Source organism: Pseudomonas sp. GL93, assembly GCF_003408955.1.
Taxonomy (GTDB): Bacteria; Pseudomonadota; Gammaproteobacteria; order Pseudomonadales; family Pseudomonadaceae; genus Aquipseudomonas; species Aquipseudomonas paracarnis.
The window spans coordinates 1-18,902 of sequence record NZ_NKRF01000036.1; the positions used below are offsets into that span (position 1 = coordinate 1).

The 18,902-nt window shown below is 60.1% G+C and carries 14 protein-coding genes and 1 pseudogene; 6 read left to right on the plus strand and 9 right to left on the minus strand.

Annotation, left to right across the window (positions count from 1 at the left end):
- Window positions 1–460 precede the first annotated feature (460 nt).
- Entirely contained in the window at window positions 461–1,324 is an 864-nt protein-coding gene (locus tag CER19_RS06075; RefSeq protein ID WP_116665755.1) for an MBL fold metallo-hydrolase, read from the minus strand.
- A 107-nt stretch (window positions 1,325–1,431) separates the two neighbouring features.
- Between CER19_RS06075 and CER19_RS06080 the strand changes: the two genes are divergently transcribed.
- From CER19_RS06080 to CER19_RS06105, 6 genes are all read left to right on the plus strand, one after another.
- Window positions 1,432–1,767: a helix-turn-helix transcriptional regulator gene (locus tag CER19_RS06080; protein WP_003174875.1), complete on the plus strand. Its 336-nt coding sequence runs from the start codon at window positions 1,432–1,434 to the stop codon at window positions 1,765–1,767.
- A gap of 51 nt (window positions 1,768–1,818) precedes the next feature.
- Complete coding sequence (locus CER19_RS06085) at window positions 1,819–3,063, plus strand: FAD/NAD(P)-binding oxidoreductase (RefSeq protein WP_116665756.1); 1,245 nt, start codon at window positions 1,819–1,821, stop codon at window positions 3,061–3,063.
- Window positions 3,064–3,870, plus strand: coding sequence for a sulfite exporter TauE/SafE family protein (locus CER19_RS06090; protein WP_116665757.1), 807 nt, complete (start codon window positions 3,064–3,066; stop codon window positions 3,868–3,870).
- A gap of 238 nt (window positions 3,871–4,108) precedes the next feature.
- On the plus strand, window positions 4,109–8,197 hold the full coding sequence (locus CER19_RS06095) for an SET domain-containing protein-lysine N-methyltransferase (protein ID WP_116665792.1): 4,089 nt from the start codon (window positions 4,109–4,111) through the stop codon (window positions 8,195–8,197).
- Between the two features lie 130 nt (window positions 8,198–8,327).
- Window positions 8,328–9,971 carry an MFS transporter gene (locus CER19_RS06100; RefSeq protein ID WP_116665758.1) on the plus strand — a complete coding sequence of 548 codons (1,644 nt, stop codon included), beginning with the start codon at window positions 8,328–8,330 and terminating at the stop codon, window positions 9,969–9,971.
- On the plus strand, window positions 9,968–11,113 hold the full coding sequence (locus CER19_RS06105; protein ID WP_003192298.1) for an HlyD family secretion protein: 1,146 nt from the start codon (window positions 9,968–9,970) through the stop codon (window positions 11,111–11,113). The genes CER19_RS06100 and CER19_RS06105 overlap by 4 nt, the downstream gene beginning before the upstream one ends.
- Window positions 11,114–11,216: 103 nt before the next feature.
- Here the strand turns inward: CER19_RS06105 and CER19_RS29010 are convergent.
- The 8 genes and pseudogenes from CER19_RS29010 to copD form a co-directional block, all read right to left on the minus strand.
- Window positions 11,217–11,434, minus strand: a pseudogene (locus CER19_RS29010) (hypothetical protein); the annotation flags it as partial.
- A 254-nt stretch (window positions 11,435–11,688) separates the two neighbouring features.
- Window positions 11,689–12,969, minus strand: a complete 1,281-nt coding sequence (locus tag CER19_RS06115) for a TRAP transporter large permease (protein ID WP_116665759.1) — start codon at window positions 12,967–12,969, stop codon at window positions 11,689–11,691.
- A gap of 1 nt (window position 12,970) precedes the next feature.
- Entirely contained in the window at window positions 12,971–13,498 is a 528-nt protein-coding gene (locus tag CER19_RS06120; RefSeq protein ID WP_116665760.1) for a TRAP transporter small permease, read from the minus strand.
- Between the two features lie 64 nt (window positions 13,499–13,562).
- The gene (locus tag CER19_RS06125) at window positions 13,563–14,525 is read right to left on the minus strand and encodes a TRAP transporter substrate-binding protein (protein ID WP_116665761.1); all 963 of its coding nucleotides are present in this window, start codon (window positions 14,523–14,525) and stop codon (window positions 13,563–13,565) included.
- Window positions 14,526–14,570: 45 nt separating this feature from the next.
- Complete coding sequence (locus CER19_RS06130) at window positions 14,571–15,446, minus strand: SMP-30/gluconolactonase/LRE family protein (protein WP_116665762.1); 876 nt, start codon at window positions 15,444–15,446, stop codon at window positions 14,571–14,573.
- Window positions 15,447–15,472: 26 nt separating this feature from the next.
- Window positions 15,473–16,291, minus strand: coding sequence for an NAD(P)-dependent oxidoreductase (locus CER19_RS06135; RefSeq protein ID WP_116665763.1), 819 nt, complete (start codon window positions 16,289–16,291; stop codon window positions 15,473–15,475).
- A 211-nt stretch (window positions 16,292–16,502) separates the two neighbouring features.
- Entirely contained in the window at window positions 16,503–17,765 is a 1,263-nt protein-coding gene (locus tag CER19_RS06140) for an OprD family porin (protein WP_034127961.1), read from the minus strand.
- A gap of 276 nt (window positions 17,766–18,041) precedes the next feature.
- Window positions 18,042–18,899, minus strand: coding sequence for a copper homeostasis membrane protein CopD (gene copD / locus CER19_RS06145; RefSeq protein ID WP_116665764.1), 858 nt, complete (start codon window positions 18,897–18,899; stop codon window positions 18,042–18,044).
- Window positions 18,900–18,902: the final 3 nt, after the last annotated feature.

Sequence of the window (18,902 nt, forward strand, 5' to 3'; positions counted from 1 at the left end):
CTTTTTTCTCAAATCGAGCAAGTACATCGGCCCACATCTTTCGGGTATCCCTGACTGAAGTTTCAGAGGATTTTACCTAAGACCTTGAAAGGGATGGCTTTTACAGCGGGTCACTTTTGGAAGGACCCAAAAGTAACCAAAACGCCCTTGCCCCACCACTCGGCACCTCGCCTAGGCTCGGTGTGCCCGTAATCCGCCAGTGATTTGGGGGGCCGCCGCCACGCGCCATCCATGGCGCGGGGCGGCTAAACCGGCATCCCTGCCGGTTTACCCCCCAAATCCCTGTCGAATTCCGGCCAGCGTGGTTTAACGGGGCGCCTTAGATCAAAATCAAAAGCAGATCAAGAGCGACTCGCTTCGCATCGTGGTTACTGTTGGTCGTTATTGAGCTGTATATCGGGCAAATAGGTCAACTGACCCACCGCTATCGCAGGCCAGCTCCCACAGGGGATCGGTGTTTCTAGAGTTGGTTGAGGGGGATCTTCAGGTAGGTCACGCCGTTTTCTTCCGCCGGCGGCAGGTTGCCCGCCCGCACATTTACCTGGATCGCTGGCAGCAATAAGGTCGGCATCCCCAACCCTGCATCGCGAGTGGTGCGCATCTGTACAAACGCCGCTTCATCCACGCCATCATGCACATGAATATTCCCCGCTCTTTGTTCCGCTACGGTCGTTTGGCACTTCGCCTCTCGACCCTCGGGCGGGTAGTCATGACACACGTACAACTTGGTGTCCGAAGGGAACGCCAACAGCTTGCGCATCGATGCGTACAACTGCCGCGCATCGCCGCCGGGAAAATCGCAACGGGCGGTGCCGACGTCGGGCATGAACAGCGTGTCGCCCACCAGGATCAACCGGCCGTCGATCAGGTAAGCCATGTCCGCCGGGGTGTGCCCCGGCACATGCAGGGCCTGGGCCTTCAAGTTGCCGATATGAAAGATTTCATCCGGTGCAAACAGGTGATCGAATTGCGAGCCGTCCACGCGAAATTCCGGCTCCAGGTTGAACAGGTTTTTGAACACACCCTGCACCTTGCTAATGGATTCGCCTATCGCGATCTTGCCGCCCAAGGTGCGACGCAGGTAGGGCGCGGCGGACAGATGATCGGCATGAGCGTGGGTTTCCAGCAGCCACTGCACCTGCAAGCCATGCCCGCGCACAAAGGCAATGACCTTGTCGGCCTGGGCGGTATCGGTGCGCCTCGACGCCGGGTCGTAGTTGAGCACTGAGTCGACAATGGCGCAGGGGCCGCCATCGGCTTCATAGACGATATAGGTGTAGGTCGACGATGCGTCATCCAGAAAGGCTTGAATCAACGCTGGCATGGCGGCCGCCTCTGTTAGGAAAAACTGTTGAAGAAAAAAGTGGTTACAATCAGTTTACGTTTACACATAATGTTTTGAGCTTAAGTGACATAAAGGACCCGAGGCAAATGGAATCTACGTTGAGTGAGGGCGAGGTCGCCCAGTTGCGTGCGTCGGCGTCCAAGGCCTGTGCCTTGCTCAAGGCCCTGGCCAATGAAGACCGCTTGTTGATCCTGTGCCAGTTGACCCAGGGCGAGCGCAACGTCGGCGAGCTGGAGGCCCTGACGGGCGTACGCCAGCCCACCCTGTCACAACAGTTGGGCATCTTGCGCGATGAAGGGTTGGTCGCCACCCGTCGGGAAGGCAAATACATTTTCTACGGGCTGGCCAGCCATGAAGTGATTCAAGTGATGAAGACCCTGTCCGGCCTGTATTGCGGCGCGGTCATAAAAAGCTGGGCGTGACGCCATCCGGCAGCGACCCTTGTGTGCATTGACTCAAAAAGGCAGTAGACAATGACCGAACAACACTGGGGACCCACCATCAGTGGCGATATTGTAGTCATCGGCGGCGGCTCGGCAGGCATCGGCCTGCTGGCCAGCCTCCTCAAGCGCGACCCGCAGTTGAACATCATCCTGATCGAACCCAACGACTATCACAGCTACCAACCAGCCTGGACCCTGGTCGGCGGCGGTGCCTACGACCTGCAAAAGACCCGCCGCCCCCTGGCCGATGTGCTGCCCAATGGCGTCAGTTGGGTACAGGCCGCCGTTAGCGAACTGCTGCCCGATGAAAACACCCTGGTGCTCGACAGCGGCCAGCGCGTCACCTGGAAGAACCTCATCGTCTGCCCCGGCCTGCGCCTGGCCTGGGAAAAAATCGAAGGCCTGCAAGACACCCTCGGCCAACACGGTGTCACCTCCAACTACAGCTATGAGCACGCCGCCTACACCTGGCAGTTGGTGCAGCAGCTCAAGGGCGGCAAAGCGTTGTTCACCCAGCCGGCCATGCCGATCAAGTGCGCCGGCGCGCCGCAAAAAGCCATGTACCTGTCCTGCGACCACTGGCTCAAGCAGGGCGACCTCAAACACATCGACGTCGAATTCAACCTGGCTGGCGCTGCGCTGTTTGGCGTGCCAACGTTTGTGCCGCCGCTGATGAAGTACGTCGAAAAATACAACGCTCGCCTGGCGTTCAATTCCAACCTGGTGAGAGTCGACGGCCCGGCGCGCAAAGCCTGGTTTGAAGTCAAAGACGCCGAAGGCAACGCGACGGTCGAAGAGAAAACCTTCGATATGCTCCACGTCGTACCGCCGCAGGTCGCCCCCGATTTTATCCGCGAAAGCCTGCTGGCCGACGCCGCCGGCTGGTGCGAAGTGAACCCCCACAGTCTGCAACACCTGCGCTACCCGCATATCTTCGGCCTGGGCGATGTGTGCGGCACCACCAACGCCAAGACCGCGGCGGCAGTGCGCAAGCAGATCGTGGTGGTGGCCGAGAACCTGCTGGCCCTGCGCAAACAGGCGCCATTGCCGCTCAAATACGACGGCTACGGCTCCTGCCCGCTGACGGTGGAGAAGGGCAAGGTGGTACTGGCCGAGTTCGGCTACGGCGGCAAGCTGTTGCCGACCTTTCCCCTGGACCCGACTCGGGCGCGCCGTTCGATGTGGTTCCTCAAGGCGACATTGCTGCCGTGGTTCTACTGGAATGGCATGCTCAAGGGCCGCGAGTGGCTGACCCGTCTGAGCAAGGTGGACTGAATGCTGCTGGCCAGTGTGTTGGGTGTATTGATGGGCCTGGTCATGGGACTGACCGGCGCGGGCGGCGGCATCCTCGGGGTGCCGGCGTTGGTGCTGGGGCTGGGGTTGACCATGACCCAGGCCGCGCCGGTGTCGTTGCTCGCGGTGGGCGCGGCGGCGGCGGTGGGGGCCATCGATGGCTTGCGTCATGGCCTGGTGCGTTATCGCGCCGCAATATTGATTGCCTTGCTCGGTGCGCTGTTTTCGCCGTTGGGGGTGTTTGTCGCTCACCAGTTGCCGGAACACCTGCTGATGGGGTTGTTCAGTGCATTGATGATGCTGGTGGCCTGGCGCATGTTGCAGCGCGAAAAGGTCGAGGCCGGGCCGAGTGATCACGGCACCGCGTCGTGGGGCCAGAAGAATTGCATGCTCAACCAGCAGACCGGACGCCTGGCCTGGACCACCAAATGCACGGCCACCCTGGCCGCGCTGGGTGCAGTGACTGGCGCGGTGTCGGGGCTGCTCGGCGTGGGCGGCGGTTTCCTGATCGTACCGGCATTCAAGCAACTGACCGATGTGCAGATGCGTGGGATCGTCGCCACGTCGTTGATGGTGATCAGCTTGATTTCGCTGATTGGCGTCGCCGGCGCGTTTCATGCCGGGGTCAGCATCGAACCGATGGGCTGGATGTTTATTGGCGCGAGCATCGTCGGCATGTTGGCGGGCAGGCGGTTGTGTACGGTAATCCGGGCGCGCACTTTGCAGGTGGGTTTTGCCAGCCTGTGTGTGTTGGTAGCGATTGGAATGCTATTGAGGGCGTTGCTCTGACCCTGTGCCGGCGATCAGTGCGATTGTCGCCCATTGCCAGTGAAGAAGGGCTTTTTGCCTAGTCAGCAGGGCTTCAACATCAGCAAGCAATGATGCACGGGGCGAGCCGCGTACTGTCACGAAATGTCGTACTTGGGCAGGAACCTCCCTATTGAGCTTTGACACTCAGTGAACGGCCGCAAGCGCTGACACGCGCTTTTGCCGGGATGATTCTTTGACCATGGACAGGTTGCTTTTTATGACAAGCATTGCCGCCGCACGCACGCATTCTTCGCATCCACTGCCTACCGTTGAAAATCAGTCAGCGCCTGCGACCGACACCGTCGACACCGCGATGACGCCCCAGCGCCCCAGCCAAGATGTGCCGTTACCCAGCAGTCCGGTTCCCCCGCTGGGTAATCTGGGAGGGGCGTTATCCTGGCCGATGCCCTTGAACGCAGACGAACAACGGCGCTTGCGTCTTATCACGATGAGTCACGCCCACCATCTGGGCGATCAGCCGTTGGTGATGCAAACCAAGGGCGGTGTGCTGGAGTTCCTGCGTTATCGCCAACCCCTTCCGGCATCGGTGCAGAACGACCCTGCCAAGATGCTCGAGGCGCTGGTCCGTTCCCCGCAGGGACAACTGATGGGCAAAGCGCTGCAACAAAGAATGCAAGGCATTGATAGCGAAAGCAGCGTGACCGATTACCTGCTGGCAGGCATCGCGTTGCAGATGGACCCTGAATCGATCACCGCGCCTGATCGCCACACAATAGCCGGCTTCGATCTGGCCAGTGACAAATACTGGGGCCACCACCCCGCTGCAGTCGTGGATGGCCTGGCTGAACACTTAAGCAGCACTGGCAAAACCAGCGTCGCGCTGGCAAAAGTTGGTGCTTACCTGTTACTGGCCAAGTCGACTCCACAGTTTCTGATTAAAGACATTCCCCCGAATGTGAAGATCGGTAGCCTGGCATGGGCCAGCCTGACGATTGCGGCAATGACGATCGAGGCGCAGACGCCGGGCAAAGTCCCCGGCATGACGTTTGCCCAGGTCATGAGCGGGGCCGAAGAGGCGCGGCGGGTTGACCCAGCGGTTACCCAAACGGCACAAACGGCCGCTTTGCTGGATTGGGCAATCGCGAGTGGCGTGCTTGCAAAGAAAAATGATGGCGACTATCTCCCTGCACAACTTGAATCGGTAAAAACCGCATTCAACGCGCAGTTGGATACTCGGCTCACTGCCTCCCAGGCACTGGACATAGCATTGCCCACGCGAAAAGAGATCGCACTGGCCAAGCTCAAGGAACGATTTGGCGACCTTGGCGCATTTTTCGAAGAGAAAGTGTTCGCTGTTGATCAGCACTACGTGGTGATTGAAGGGGGGGTACATTCGCTATTGGATGTCGCCATGAACGACTGGCTCGAATCCAGACCCTTCAAGGCACATGAGCCCAGCAGTTCACTCAAGGCCAATGACCTGCGCAGGGTGCTGACGACGTTGAACGCCAACCCGCAGTTTGGTGTGCCGGCTGAATTCGAGAAGCAGTTCAACCTGGCCATCGAGGAAAAAAAGGCCGCCGTCAATACAACGGTCAGGCACATGATCTCGCAACTACCCTTGGAGGATCGCAAGCACTTCGAGTTTGGAAAAATCAGCTTTTTCCAAGAATGCTCATACGTCATGGATGGTCATTTTAATAATACGTATGATCAAAACAGACCGGGACTGCTGGTCAAAACTGAGCTGCTTGGCAAGTCCCAAGCCTATGTAATCGACTTCAATAAAGGCACGATTGAAAGGGCGGGCCTGTACGACGCGAGGATTAAGCGTTCTGAGGTGGCCAACAAAGTTTTTACCACTAAAGCGTTCACACCTCGTTATCAAGCCGCTGATCTCGGTCGTGAGCGCCCGCTGAATCACTCACTCTGGGATAGCTTTACCAGCACTCGATCCCATGGGATTGCCACGGCCTTTGTTCAACACCTGGATCTCGACGACCCTGCGATCAAACAGCAAGCCCGCGGGCAGACCGCCTTGGACAAGGCCAACGCGCAGTTGAGCGAGTTTTTGTTAAACCTGATCCCGCTCAGGTCCGCCATTGTCAATTTTCAAAATGGCAAGTACGGCGACGGGACTTTCGATCTCTTACTGGATGTGTTCGGCTTTCTTACCGCCGGCACCGCTACCTCCGGCAAATTGCTCAAGGTCGGCCGTTCTGCGCTTTCCGCAGGGGCCAGGGCATTGAAAGCGGCCAAGGTCATCGGCGTGGCAACCATTGAGGTGCTCAACCCTGTGGGTGGCGTCGGTGATCTGGTCAAGCTTGCGGGCAATGGCGGCCTTTATCTGCTCTCCAAAGGCGCCAAAGCCGTCAACAAACTCAGGGGCGCCAACGGCAGCTACGACGTGTTGAAGGCGACCAGCAGGCAGTATGACGCGGCGGCAACAGGGGTGTTGAAGGTGGCCGAGCAGACGGTGGAAGGCGCCGCCGTGCTCAAGAACGGCCATTGGTATGCGTTTGATGCCGACACGATGCGACCTTATGGCAGCCCGCTCGAAGAGTTCAGGATCGCGACCCGGGCCGTCGCCGGTGAGGTGGACACAGCACACATTGATGAGCTGAGTGAGCTGAGCCATGAGCTGTTCGGGCACTTCAAAGTGCCAGACACCAACATTGCGGGGCTGTCACGCAACAGTCAGGGTGTGTACGTGGCGGCCGATGGGCACTTGTCGCACATACGCCATACCGACAGCAGCGGTGAAACAGCGGTGTACGAGGTCCGGCAGGTTTCCCGTACGGAGGATGGTGTTGTGCAGGCGCGGGTGTATCACAACAACCGGCAAACCGAATTGCTGGTCCAGCATGTACAGGGGGATCAGTGGCAGCGCCTGGGGAGCAAGGGCGGGGTGATCATAGACGCCGATCATCTCCGGGCATGGACAGCGCTGCCCCTTCAAGAGCAGCAAAGGATCACTGTCAAAGGTTTCGCCAGGCAACATAAACTTCACCCCCCGACCTTCGAGTATTACCTGGATGGCAGCGGTGGTTTGAGCGTTGCGGGCAAGATCGTACATGATCGACCTAAGGGGACACCGACGATTCCGATCACAACCGCTCACCTCCTTGAATGGCAAGGGATGACACAGCAGGTACGCGACATGGTCACCCTGCAGGGGTTCGCCGGTCGGTACAATCTTGATTTAGGTAGTTTTCGAATCCACGCACGGCAAGATGGAAGTAGGGGGCCCGCCGCTGAGGCGCTATTTTTCACGGCGGCCGGCGGTATCTATACCAAAATTACCGACATGCATTTACTGCAATGGAGCCAGCTTGCCCAGCAGCCAGGCAATAAAGTCACACCAGCGGCTTTTAGGGCTCAACACAATCTCAGTCCGTTAGAATGGTCTTGGACCGTTCGAGTCGATGGGACCCTTACCCAGGATTCGGTGCGACGTGTCGGTCGTGTTCAACCCGCCATTCCATCCACGGGCACGAGTACGGGCACTACCGCGGTCCCGACTCGAAAGCGGCCCGCTTCCGACTCCGTTGATCCACCGCAAGAGGAAGCTCTGGACCTGTCGACGCCCCGCTCCCCAGATGCACAGACACCTGGGCCATCTTCGGCCGTCTCGCCCGTCGTTATCAAGGGAGAAGCCAGCGACTTCCCGACCTTACCTCGCCATCAGATCGATAACACACTGCCGATTCTGCAGGACCCGGCGAACCCCAGGGTCAGCTTGACCCAATCACTTGAAGGCCCCATCGAGGACATCCGCATCGCCTACTGGAATGGCGTACTTGACGGGCTTGATAGCCCGACAAAAGCGCGTGTCTCAGCCCAAATCAAAGCGTCGATCAAAGACTGGCTGCGCACCGAAGGCCAGCACCAGTCCCGGTTTGATGAAGCCTTGGAAGTGGTCACACCGCTGGACGATGGTGGACCGACTCGCGGCGCGTCGGTGTGGGCGCGGCGCGATATTCCCCAATATGAAGTGCTTGGCCCGTATGCAGGCAAATATCACCCAAACGAGGCGTCGTTGTTCGAGGAGCAACGCAAGCAAGGTTCGCGGGCTGTATTGACTTACCTGTTCGGTACCCGTTCGGGCGTGCGTACCGTGAGTGGGCTGCACACGGGAAACACTCTGAGCCTGATCAATACCTCGCAACTGGGCAATGGGTCGGTGTGGAAGTCAAACAATGTGGTCTCCGTCGCGGTCGGGAAAAACCTGACGTTCTATGTGGCGCTCAAGGACATCAAGAAAGGTGATGAATTGCTGCTGGACTATGGGCCGTTCTATGCGCCGGTGCCTGATATAGCGATCAAACCAGATCTTGATAGCTGAGCTCAAGGGCGCGGTGCCCGTCTGAGGAGCAATTGCGCCCTTGGCATGGCAAGATAAACGCTGCTCGGGTTTACTACGGCTTGAGTAGCGGATTCACCGACCTTGCACGTCGGCTCACCAAGGTCACCGAATGGATAAATACACCCCCCACCCCTGGCAGCCCCACGAGCGGCCGAGCCTGCCCGGCTCGCCGTCGACGCCGCTGCACCCCACCCACAAACGCTGGCTGTTTGCGCTGGTGGGCGTGCTGGTAGCAATCACCGGTGGCCTGGGCAATGCCCTGGTTATCGCCAACCTGCAATACCTGCAAGGCGCCCTGGGCGCGACCACCGCGGAAATGGCCTGGCTGCCCGCCGCGTATGTCATGACCAATGTGTGCATGAACCTGCTGCTGGTGAAGTTTCGTCAGCAGTTCGGCCTGCGTGCGTTTACCGAAGTGTTCCTGGTGTTGTATGCGCTGGTGACTTTCGGCCACTTGTTTGTCAACGACCTCAACTCGGCCATTGCGGTGAGGGCGGCTCACGGCATGGTCGGCGCGGCGCTGAGCTCGTTGGGTTTGTACTACATGATCCAGGCGTTCCCGGCCAAGTGGCGCTTGAAAGCCCTGGTGCTGGGGCTGGGCACCGCGCAATTGGCGCTGCCCCTGGCGCGGCTGTTTTCCGAAGACTTGCTGCAAATCGCCGAATGGCGCGGGTTGTACCTGTTCGAACTGGGCCTGGCACTGATTTGCCTGGGCTGCGTGTTCCTGCTCAAGCTGCCGCCGGGCGATCGCTTCAAAACCTTTGAAAAACTCGATTTTCTCACCTTTGCCATCCTTGCCAGCGGCGTAGCCTTGCTCTGTGCGGTGCTGTCCCTGGGGCGCATCGACTGGTGGCTGGAAGCGCCGTGGATCGGCGTAGCCTCGGCCTGCTCCCTGGTGCTGATCATGGCGGGGCTGGCCATCGAGCATAACCGCAGCAACCCGATGCTGATGACGCGCTGGCTGGGCAGCGGCGTGATGATTCGCCTGGCGTTGGCGGTGGTGCTGATTCGCATGGTGCTGTCCGAGCAGTCCACTGGTGCGGTGGGGTTCATGCAGATGTTGAACATGAGCTACCAGCAGATGCACACCCTGTACGTGGTGATGCTGGCCGGGGCGATTGCCGGGCTGGTGGTCAGCGCGTTGACGATCAACCCGGCGCACTTGCTGATGCCGCTGATCATCTCCCTGGCGCTGATGGCGACCGGTTCCGTGATGGACAGTTTTTCCAGCAACCTGACCCGCCCGCAGAACCTCTATATCAGCCAGTTCCTGCTAGGCTTTGGCGGCACATTCTTCCTCGGGCCGACCATGGTGCTGGGCACCAAAAACGTACTGACCAACCCGCGCAACCTGGTGAGCTTCTCGGTGATGTTCGGGATCTGCCAGAACCTCGGCGGCCTGATCGGCGCGGCGTTGCTGGGCACCTTTCAGATCGTGCGCGAGAAGTATCATTCGAGCATGATCGTCGAGCACCTGACCCTGATCGATCCGCTTGTGGCGGCGCGGGTGCAGAGTGGTGGGGCGGCTTATGGCAAGATCGTCGCCGACCCGGAACTGCGCAACCTCATGGGCATCCGCAGCCTGGCTACGGCGGCCACCCGTGAGGCGAACGTCATGGCTTATAACGATGTCTTCATGCTGATCGCGATTATCGCGATCCTGACCATGCTGTGGATCTTCACCCGCAGCCTGTGGCTGATGAGCACTACCAAGGCAACTCCTCCTGTTCAACCCAGCGGCGCGACTTCATGACTGAACCTTCAACCACCACCACGACCGCCATTGCCGCCACGCCGGAAGGCAGCACGCCACCGGGCGCGGTGCCCACCCAATTGCGGCCCTTGCGCGTGCGGATCATCTCGTCCCTGGGCTTTGCCGCCATCGCCATCATCGGTGTGCTGATCGTGCTGTACGCCTGGCAACTGCCGCCGTTCAGCAGCGCGGTGGAAACCACCGAAAACGCCCTGGTGCGTGGGCAGGTGACGATTATCGGCCCGCAGCTCAGCGGCTATGTGTTCGAAGTGCCGGTGCAGGACTTCCAGTACGTCAAGACCGGCGACCTGCTGGTGCGCCTGGACGACCGTATCTACAAGCAGCGCCTCGACCAGGCCCTGGCGCAACTGGCGGTGCAGAAGGCCTCGTTGGCCAATGTGGTGCAGCAGCGCAACAGCGCCGAAGCGACTATCAAGCTGCGCCAGGCCGCGCTGGTCGACAGCCAGGCCCAGGCGCGCAAGAGCACTGCGGATTTGCGCCGCAATGAAGAACTGATCAGCGATGGTTCGGTGTCCAAACGCGAACTGGACGTGACCCGTGCCGCCAACGCGCAGACCATCGCTGCCGTGGCCCAGGCCCAGGCCAGCCTGGAAATTGCCCGCCAGGATTTGCAGACGGTGATCGTCAACCGCGGCTCCCTGGAGGCAGCTGTCGCGAGCGCCGAGGCGGCGGTGGAGCTGGCGCGCATCGACCTGTCCAATACCCGCATCACGGCGCCACGGGATGGCCAGCTCGGGCAGATCGGCGTGCGCCTGGGCGCTTATGTCAATTCCGGCGCGCAACTGATGGCCCTGGTGCCCAAGCAGTTGTGGGTGATTGCCAATATGAAAGAAACCCAGATGGACAATGTGCAGGTCGGCCAGCCGGTGACGTTCACCGTGGATGCGCTGAACCACCGCAAATTCCATGGCACGGTTCAGCATATTTCCCCGGCGACCGGTTCCGAGTTCAGCCTGTTGCAGGCGGACAACGCCACCGGCAACTTCGTCAAGATCGCCCAGCGGGTACCCGTGCGCATCACCGTGGACCCGGACCAGGCCGAGAGTGAGCGCTTGCGGCCGGGGTTGTCGGTGGTGGTGAGTATCGACACGGCGGGGCGCCTGAAAAACAGCCCACCCTGACTGTAGACGCGAGCGTGCTCGCGAAAAACGTCAACGATAACGCGTGTTTCCTGAATGAACGCGGCGCCTGTGAGTTTTTCGCGAGCAAGCTCGCTCCTACAGTTCAGGCAAGCCGGCTCCCACCCTGTATTTCAGGTGGAATTTGGCCTTGCTCCAGCAGCTCAAGGCCAGGCTTGCCCGGCAGGTGATGGGCATTCACCGGATGACTCACCGGTTCGATGCAGAAAAACTCCAACCCCGGCGGGCAGTACAGCAGAAGCCGTTACCCACCAGCCCCTCTGGCAATCCTTTGAGTTGCCGCAAATCCCAGGCTTCGGGAATTGATGGTCTGCTCATTGCTGTGCCGCAACAGAGGCTGGCGCCGATGGCGGGGCGAGCACCAGTTGGGTGAATTGATCAGTTAGCTCAATCACGATTGACCTGCCTCATGAAGTCAAAACAAACACTGAGGATTCAACTGTGGGAGCTGGCTTGCCTGCGATAGCGACCTGTCAGTCAATGCATCCGTGACTGATACACCGCTATCGCCGGCAAGCCAGCTCCCACATTGGTTCGTCTTTGTTTCTGAAGGAGGTTTACAGCACCAAATGGGGCAACCACAGCGACAACGCCGGGATATAGGTCACCGCCATCAGCACCAAGAACAACACCGCATAAAACGGCAGCAGTGCCTTCACGGTTTTCTCGATACTGGTCTTGCCCACCGCCGCACCAACGAACAGCACCGCGCCCACCGGCGGGGTAATCAGGCCGATACCCAGATTCACCAGCATGATCATGCCAAAGTGCACCGGGTCGACGCCGATGCCCAGGATCACCGGCATCAGGATGGGTGTGAGGATCAGAATCAGCGGCGCCATGTCCATCACCGTGCCGAGCAACAACAGCATGACGTTGATGCACATCAGGATCACGTAGCGGTTGTCCGACAGGGTCAGGAACAGCGTGGTGATCTTCGCCGGGATCTGCATCAGGGTCATGATGTAGCCGAAGCTGGCAGCGAAGGCGATCAGGATCATCACGATGGAAATGGTGCGCACCGTGCGATGCATCAGCTTGGGCAGCTCGCGCCATTTGTAGTCGCGGTAGATGAACATGGTCACGAAGAATGCCCACAACACCGCAATCGCCGCCGACTCGGTAGCGGTGAAAATGCCCGAGAGGATGCCGCCCAGGATGATCACCATGGCCATCAAGCCCCAGAGCGCGTCGGCGGCGATCTTCAGCGCCTGCTTCAAGGGGATGACTTCGCCTTTGGGGTAGTCGCGCTTTTTTGCGAAGATCAGGCACAGCACCATCAGGCACGCGCTCATCAACAGGCCCGGCACCACGCCGGCCATGAACAGCGAGGCGATGGAAACCGTGCCGCCGGCCGCCAGGGAGTACAGCACCGAGTTATGGCTGGGCGGCGTCAGCAGCGCTTGCACCGAACCGCTGACGGTCACTGCGGTGGCGAATTCGCGCGGATAACCACGTCGTTCCATTTCCGGAATCAGCACCGAGCCGACCGAGGCGGTATCGGCCACGGATGAACCGGAAATCGCGCCAAAAAACGTCGAGGCCATGATGTTGACCAGTGACAACCCACCGCGCACAAAGCCCACCAGCACTCCAGCAAAGGCCACCAGGCGCCGCGACATGCCGCCCTCGGCCATGATCGCCCCGGCCAGCACGAAGAACGGAATCGCCATCAGCGAAAACTTGTTCACCCCACCGGCAATCTGAATCATCAGGGCCTGGAACGGGATGTCGATCCACCACGCGCCAATCAACGCCGACAGCCCCAACGCATAGGCCACCGGCATGCCGATCAGGATCAAGGCAATAAAGCTGCCCAATAGAATCAATGCGTCCATATCAGGCGGCCCCTTCGTTTTCTTCAACCACATCGAAACGCACCACCTTGCGGTTGCTCTGGTCACCGAGCAGCAGCTTTTCGACCACGAACACCAGGGTCAGCACGCCGCCAATCGGGATCGGCATGTAAGTGATGCCCACGCGCAGGGTAGGGATGGCGCTCATGAATTGGTTCCAGGTGGACAGGCATAGCTTGGTGCCCCAAATCGTCATGAATACGCAGATGGTGCCCATCAGCAGTTGCGAGAGAATGCCGACGAGACGGCGTTGGGCAGGTGGCAAACGATCAGTGACCATCGCCACCGACATATGCGCGCCGGCACGATAACTGGCGGCGGCGCCAATAAAGGTGAACACCAGCATCAGCAGGATGGCGGTGGGCTCCGGCCAGCTGGAACCGGTACCGAGGACATAGCGGGCGAAGATACCCCAGGGAATGATCAAGGCGACTCCCAGGACCGAAAGGCCGGCGACCCAGATGCAGGTCATGTAGAGGCGGTCGTTGAAGCGCAGCAGTAAAGTCTTCATGGCGTTCACCGTGACCGGGCGCGTCGATGCAGACCGCGCCGGGCCTTATGCAGGGCAGGGGAGGTTATTGAACCGCGTCGATGCGCTTGATCATGTCTGCATACGGCGCACCGTACTTGGCACGCACCTGGGCGGTGGCCTCATAGAAGGGCTTTTTGTCGACCGTGATGAACTCCACGCCGGCCTTCTTGAGTTTCTCTTCACTGCTGGCGGACTTGGCGTCCCAGAGCACGCGCTCATCGGCCTGGGCGGCTTTGGCTGCGGCCTTGACCATGTCTTGCTGGGCGGGATTGAGCTTGTTCCAGGTGATTTTCGACATCACGATAGGTTCAGGCAGAATCAGGTGTTCGGTAAGGGTGTAGTACTTGGCGTTTTGGTAATGGTTGTGTTCCAGCAAGGTCGGCGGGTTGTTTTCCGCGCCGTCGATGACCCCGGTCTGCAGGGCGCTGAAGATCTCGCCGGTGTCCATGGCAATGCCGTTGGCGCCCATGGCGTTGAAGGCTTCGATGAAGATCGGGTTGCCTTGCACGCGGATCTTCATGCCCTTGAGGTCTTCGATCTTGCGCACCGGCTTCTTGGTGTAGAGGTTGCGCGTGCCGCCATCCATCCAGGCCAGGGCCACCAGGCCGAACTCGGAGTCGGTGATCTTGGCGAGGATCTCGTCGCCGATCTCGCCATCGATGACCTTGCGCATATGCGCCTGGTCGCGGAACACGAACGGCAGGTTGAACACGTTCACGTCCGGCACCACCGGGCCGACGATGCCGAGGCTGACGCGGGTCATCTGCACGGCGCCGACCTGGGCCTGTTCGACCACTTCCTTCTCGGAGCCCAGCACACCGCCGGGGAAGTACTTGAAGGTCAGTTCGCCGTTGCTCGCCTTGGTCAGGGCCTTGCCCATGTTCTCTTCGGCGACCACGGTGGGGTAGCCGGCGGGATGGATGTCGGCGAACTTGATTTCCAGCGCGTGGGCGGCGCTGCTGAGGGTGAAAATTGCAGCGGCGAGCAAGGTGCGTTTGAAGTCCATGGAAGTCACTCCTGTCTTGTTATTGTTGTATTCAAGGCACAGCGATTAAGCGATGAAGTGGGGTTCTGGCAGCCCTTGGACGCCGGGGTTGAGGGCGAACACGCCGCCGGACAGCGACTGTTCACTCGGGTCGTCACGGATGGAGGTGACGTACAGAGTGTCCAGGCGGCTGCCACCGAAGGCGCACATGGTGGGTTTTTTCACGGGCACGCTCAGGGAACGGTCCAGGCGGCCGTCGGGGCTGAAACGGTGAATCAGTCCGGCGTCGTTGGCGCAGATCCAGTAGCCGCCCTCGGCGTCCACGGCTGCACCGTCGGGACGTCCGGGGAAGTTGTTCATATCAATGAACAGGCGGCGATTGGACGGTGTGCCGGTCTCGATGTCGTAGTCGAACGCCCAGACCTTTTGCACCTTCGGGTGCGAATCGGAAGCGTACATCGTGCGGCCATCGGGGCTGAAAGCCAGGCCGTTGAGGGTGATGAACCCGTCCAGTTGCGCGTGGGGCGCGGCCCCGGACCCATAGCGATAAAGGACGCCCTCGGCGGCGTTCAAACTCATGTCCAGCACCATGCTGCCGGCCCAGAAACGGCCCTGGCGATCGCAGCGGCCATCGTTCAAACGCATGTCCTTGCGCGAATGCTCGATGCTGGCCAGCGGCGTGGTGTCGAGGCTGCCGTCGTTGTGGGGCGTGAGTTGGAAGAAGCCGGTTTGCATGCCGGCGACCCAATTGCCTGTGTCGGTGCGCGCAATACAGGCCAGCATTTGCGGGGCTTTCCACGCCGCGAGGTGACCGGTGGCGGCGTTCCAGCGTTGCAAGCCACCGTTGGGGATATCCACCCAATATAGGGCGTTTTCTTGCGCTACCCACACCGGGCATTCGCCCACGGCATTGCGGGCATCGACAATCAATTCAGCAGGCATAGTCATTCCCTTGGGTTGCGGGGCACTCAGTCACCGAACGGCCCCGCCGCGCAGAACGCACCGCCCTGGTAGACCTTGGCCGGGTCATCGGCGGCCACGGGCGGCTGGGCTTCGACCTGGGCGCGGAACACTTCGGAGCTGTCCTTGGGCGCAAAGCCCAGGTGCGCGGCGTAGCGGTTGTCCCACCAGGTATCGAGGTTGGCCGACATGCCGTACACCACGGTATGGCCGACGTTGGGCGTGTACAGCGCGCGTTCGAGCAGTTGGGTCAGGTCGTCGAAACTCAGCCAGGTGTGCATCATCCGGCGGTTCTGCGGTTGCGGGAACGAGGAGCCGATACGAATGCTCACGGTCTCGATGCCATAACGGTCGAAGTAGAAACTGGCCATGTCTTCGCCGTAGGACTTGGACAGGCCGTAGTAACTGTCCGGGCGGCGCGGGGAGTGGGCGTCGAGTTGTTCGCCCTGCTTGTAGAAACCGATCACGTGGTTGGAACTGGCGAAGATCACCCGCTTGACCCCGTGGCGGCGGGCGGCTTCGTAGATATGGAAAATGCCACTGATGTTCGCGCCGAGCACCTCTTCGAACGAGCGCTCCACCGACACGCCGCCAAAGTGCAGGATGGCGTCGACGCCCTCTACCAGCTGGTGCACGGCGTGTTTGTCGGCCAGGTCGCAGGTTTGTACCTCTTCGCGAGCATCGGTGGCGGGGGCCATTTCAGCGATATCCGAAAGGCGCAGCACCTGGGCATAAGGACGCATGCGTTCACGCAGGACTTTGCCCAGGCCGCCAGCGGCACCGGTGAGTAACAGGCGGTTGAAGGGAGCGGGGGCGGTGGTGGTCATGGGCCTTCCAGATTTTTGTTGTAGGTTGTCGTATGACTATAGGGAAATAGTGTTAGGGATTCCTGGTGTTGTCAACGTCCGGTCCTCTGTAGGAGCGAGCTTGCTCGCGAGAAACCCATGGGCGCCGCGTTTAATCAGGAACACGCGTTATCGTTGACGTTTTTCGCGAGCAAGCTCGCTCCTACAAAAACCTGACCAAGCCCTCCCACATTCAAAGCAACGAAATCGGATAGCTGATAAAAATCCGGTTCTCATCGAACTCGTTATTGCTGAAGTCCCGACGCATGGTCGAGTTGCGCCACTTCACATTGAGGTTCTTCAGCGCACCGCTCTGCACCGTGTAGGCCAACTCCGACTCACGTCCCCACTCCTTGCCGTCGGTGATCGCCCCAGTGTGTACGTTGCTGCCGCTGATATAGCGGTTCATCAGGGTCAGCCCCGGAACGCCGAGCACCACAAAGTTGAAGTCGTGGCGCACCTGCCAGGACTTTTCCTTGGCGTTGTCGTAGCTGGCGTTGTAGCTGTCGTTGGCCAGGGTGCCGCCGCTGGTGCCGTTGATGCGCATCCAGGCGCTGTCGCCGCTGAGTTTTTGCAGGCCAACGTAGAAGGTGTGGCCGTTGTATCTGGCCGAGAGCAGGGCGAACAGGGTCTTGTTATCGAGGTCGCCGGCCAGGGCGCTGCCGTCTTCCTTGCCGTTGAAGAACCCGAGGTTGGCGCCCAGGGTCCAGTCGCCCAGCGGCTGGCTGTGGGTGAGGTTGAGGTACTGCTGTTGGTAGATATCAGTCAGTTCGGCGTACCACAGGCCGACCTGGGTACGTTTGTCGTTGAAGGTGTATTCGCCCCCGCCGAAGTTGAAACGGTCCGAAGTGAACGCGGCTTTGCCGTTCATGAACATGTCTTCCATGCTCGCGTCGTTGCGTGGGCTATTGCCGCGAAACTGGCCACCGTAGAGGGTCAGGCCGGCGATTTCATTGGACGTGACCTGGCCGCCACGAAAGGTCTGGGGCAGGGAGCGGCCATCGTCGGAACGCAGGATCGGCAGCACCGGCATCCATTCGCCAACCTTCAATTCGGTCTTCGACAGCCTGGTTTTCAGCGCGACACCCAGGCGCCCGAAATTGTCGGCGGGGCGGCCATCGTCATGCACCGGCAACAGTTGCGTACCGGCGGTGCCTTTGCCGCCATCGAGTTTTTGCGAGTACAGCCCCAACACATCAATCCCGAAACCGACCGTGCCCTGGGTAAAGCCGGACTTGGCATCAAGGATAAAATTCTGCGTCCACTCTTCGGCCTTGCCCTGAGGGTTGGTCGGGTTGGTGAAGTTGCGGTTGAAGTAGGCATTACGCAGGTTGAGCGTGGCCTTGGCGTCGTCGATAAAGCCTTCGGCGTTGGCACCCAGCGGCAGGGTGACGGCCAGGCTGCCGAGACCGAGAAGGCCCAGGCGCGTGCAGGAATGACGGGCGGATTGACTCACAGTGAGGCTCCCTTTGTTTTGTTGTTTTTATTATTTGTCATACGTCGTCGTACAACATTGGGCGCGATATTTGCGAGGTTTTGAGGGTGTGTCAAGCAGAAGTTATACGATGACTTGGGTGAAACGATTCAACGTAGCGGCACGGTCGCCCCCTGTAGGAGCGAGCTTGCTCGCGAAAAACTCACAGGCGCCGCGTTCATTCAGGAAGTACGCGTTATCGTTGGCGTTTTTCGCGAGCAAGCTCGCTCCTACATTGATTGTATTGCCACGCAGGTTTCAGCCAGCCATGACCATCGGCGGCAGGGTGCCAAGCAGGGAAACCGCAGCCACTGCTGCAATGCCCAACAGCCACTCCATCATCACGCTGGCTCTCAAACTGGCCAGGCGTTGCTCGCAGCGTTTGATACGCAACCGGTTCAACAACGCCAACCCCAGCATGCCCAGCACCAGCCCCACCTTGATCAGCAAAATCAAGGCAAACCCTTGGAAGAGCGGCGTGGGCCACAGTTGCCCGGTGAGCACGCGCACGTTGATCAGCCCGGTTACCAGCAGGCCGCCGACCAGGCCATATCCCACACCACTGAAGCGACGCAGAATCGGTTCCAAGCGCTGGTCTTGCGCCTGCCGGAGGATCAGCACCAACACCAGCAACCCCCCGAGCCAGGCCCCCACGCACAACAGGTGCACCACCTGGTTAAGGATCAGCAACCGCCCACTCAGCCCGTCGAGCATGGCGCCGTGGCCTACGGGGGCCAGGGTGGCCAGCAGCAGGGCGAGCAGCGGCAAGCGCAAGGCCGGCCAGGGCTTGATCAGCACGATCACCAGCAACAGGTTCAGCAGCAGATGCCAGGCCCATACCTGGCCAAAAAAGGTCTTGCCCAGCACCAACTGCACGGTGGCCGGTTGCAGCGCCGCGTCCCAACTGCCGGCCATGCTAGCGGTGATCAACAGCAGCCACGCAACCCCGGTGAACAGCCCCAAGCCGGCCAGGCCACGGGTGATGCGCAGCAATTGCCGGTCCAGTGTCGGCTGCACGTGAGCGCCGAGCAGCCAGGGCCTGAACACCCAGGCCCCGAACATCAGCAACACGACGCAAAAGTGCAGGAAGCGGCACAGCACCAGCAGGGTTGCCATGGG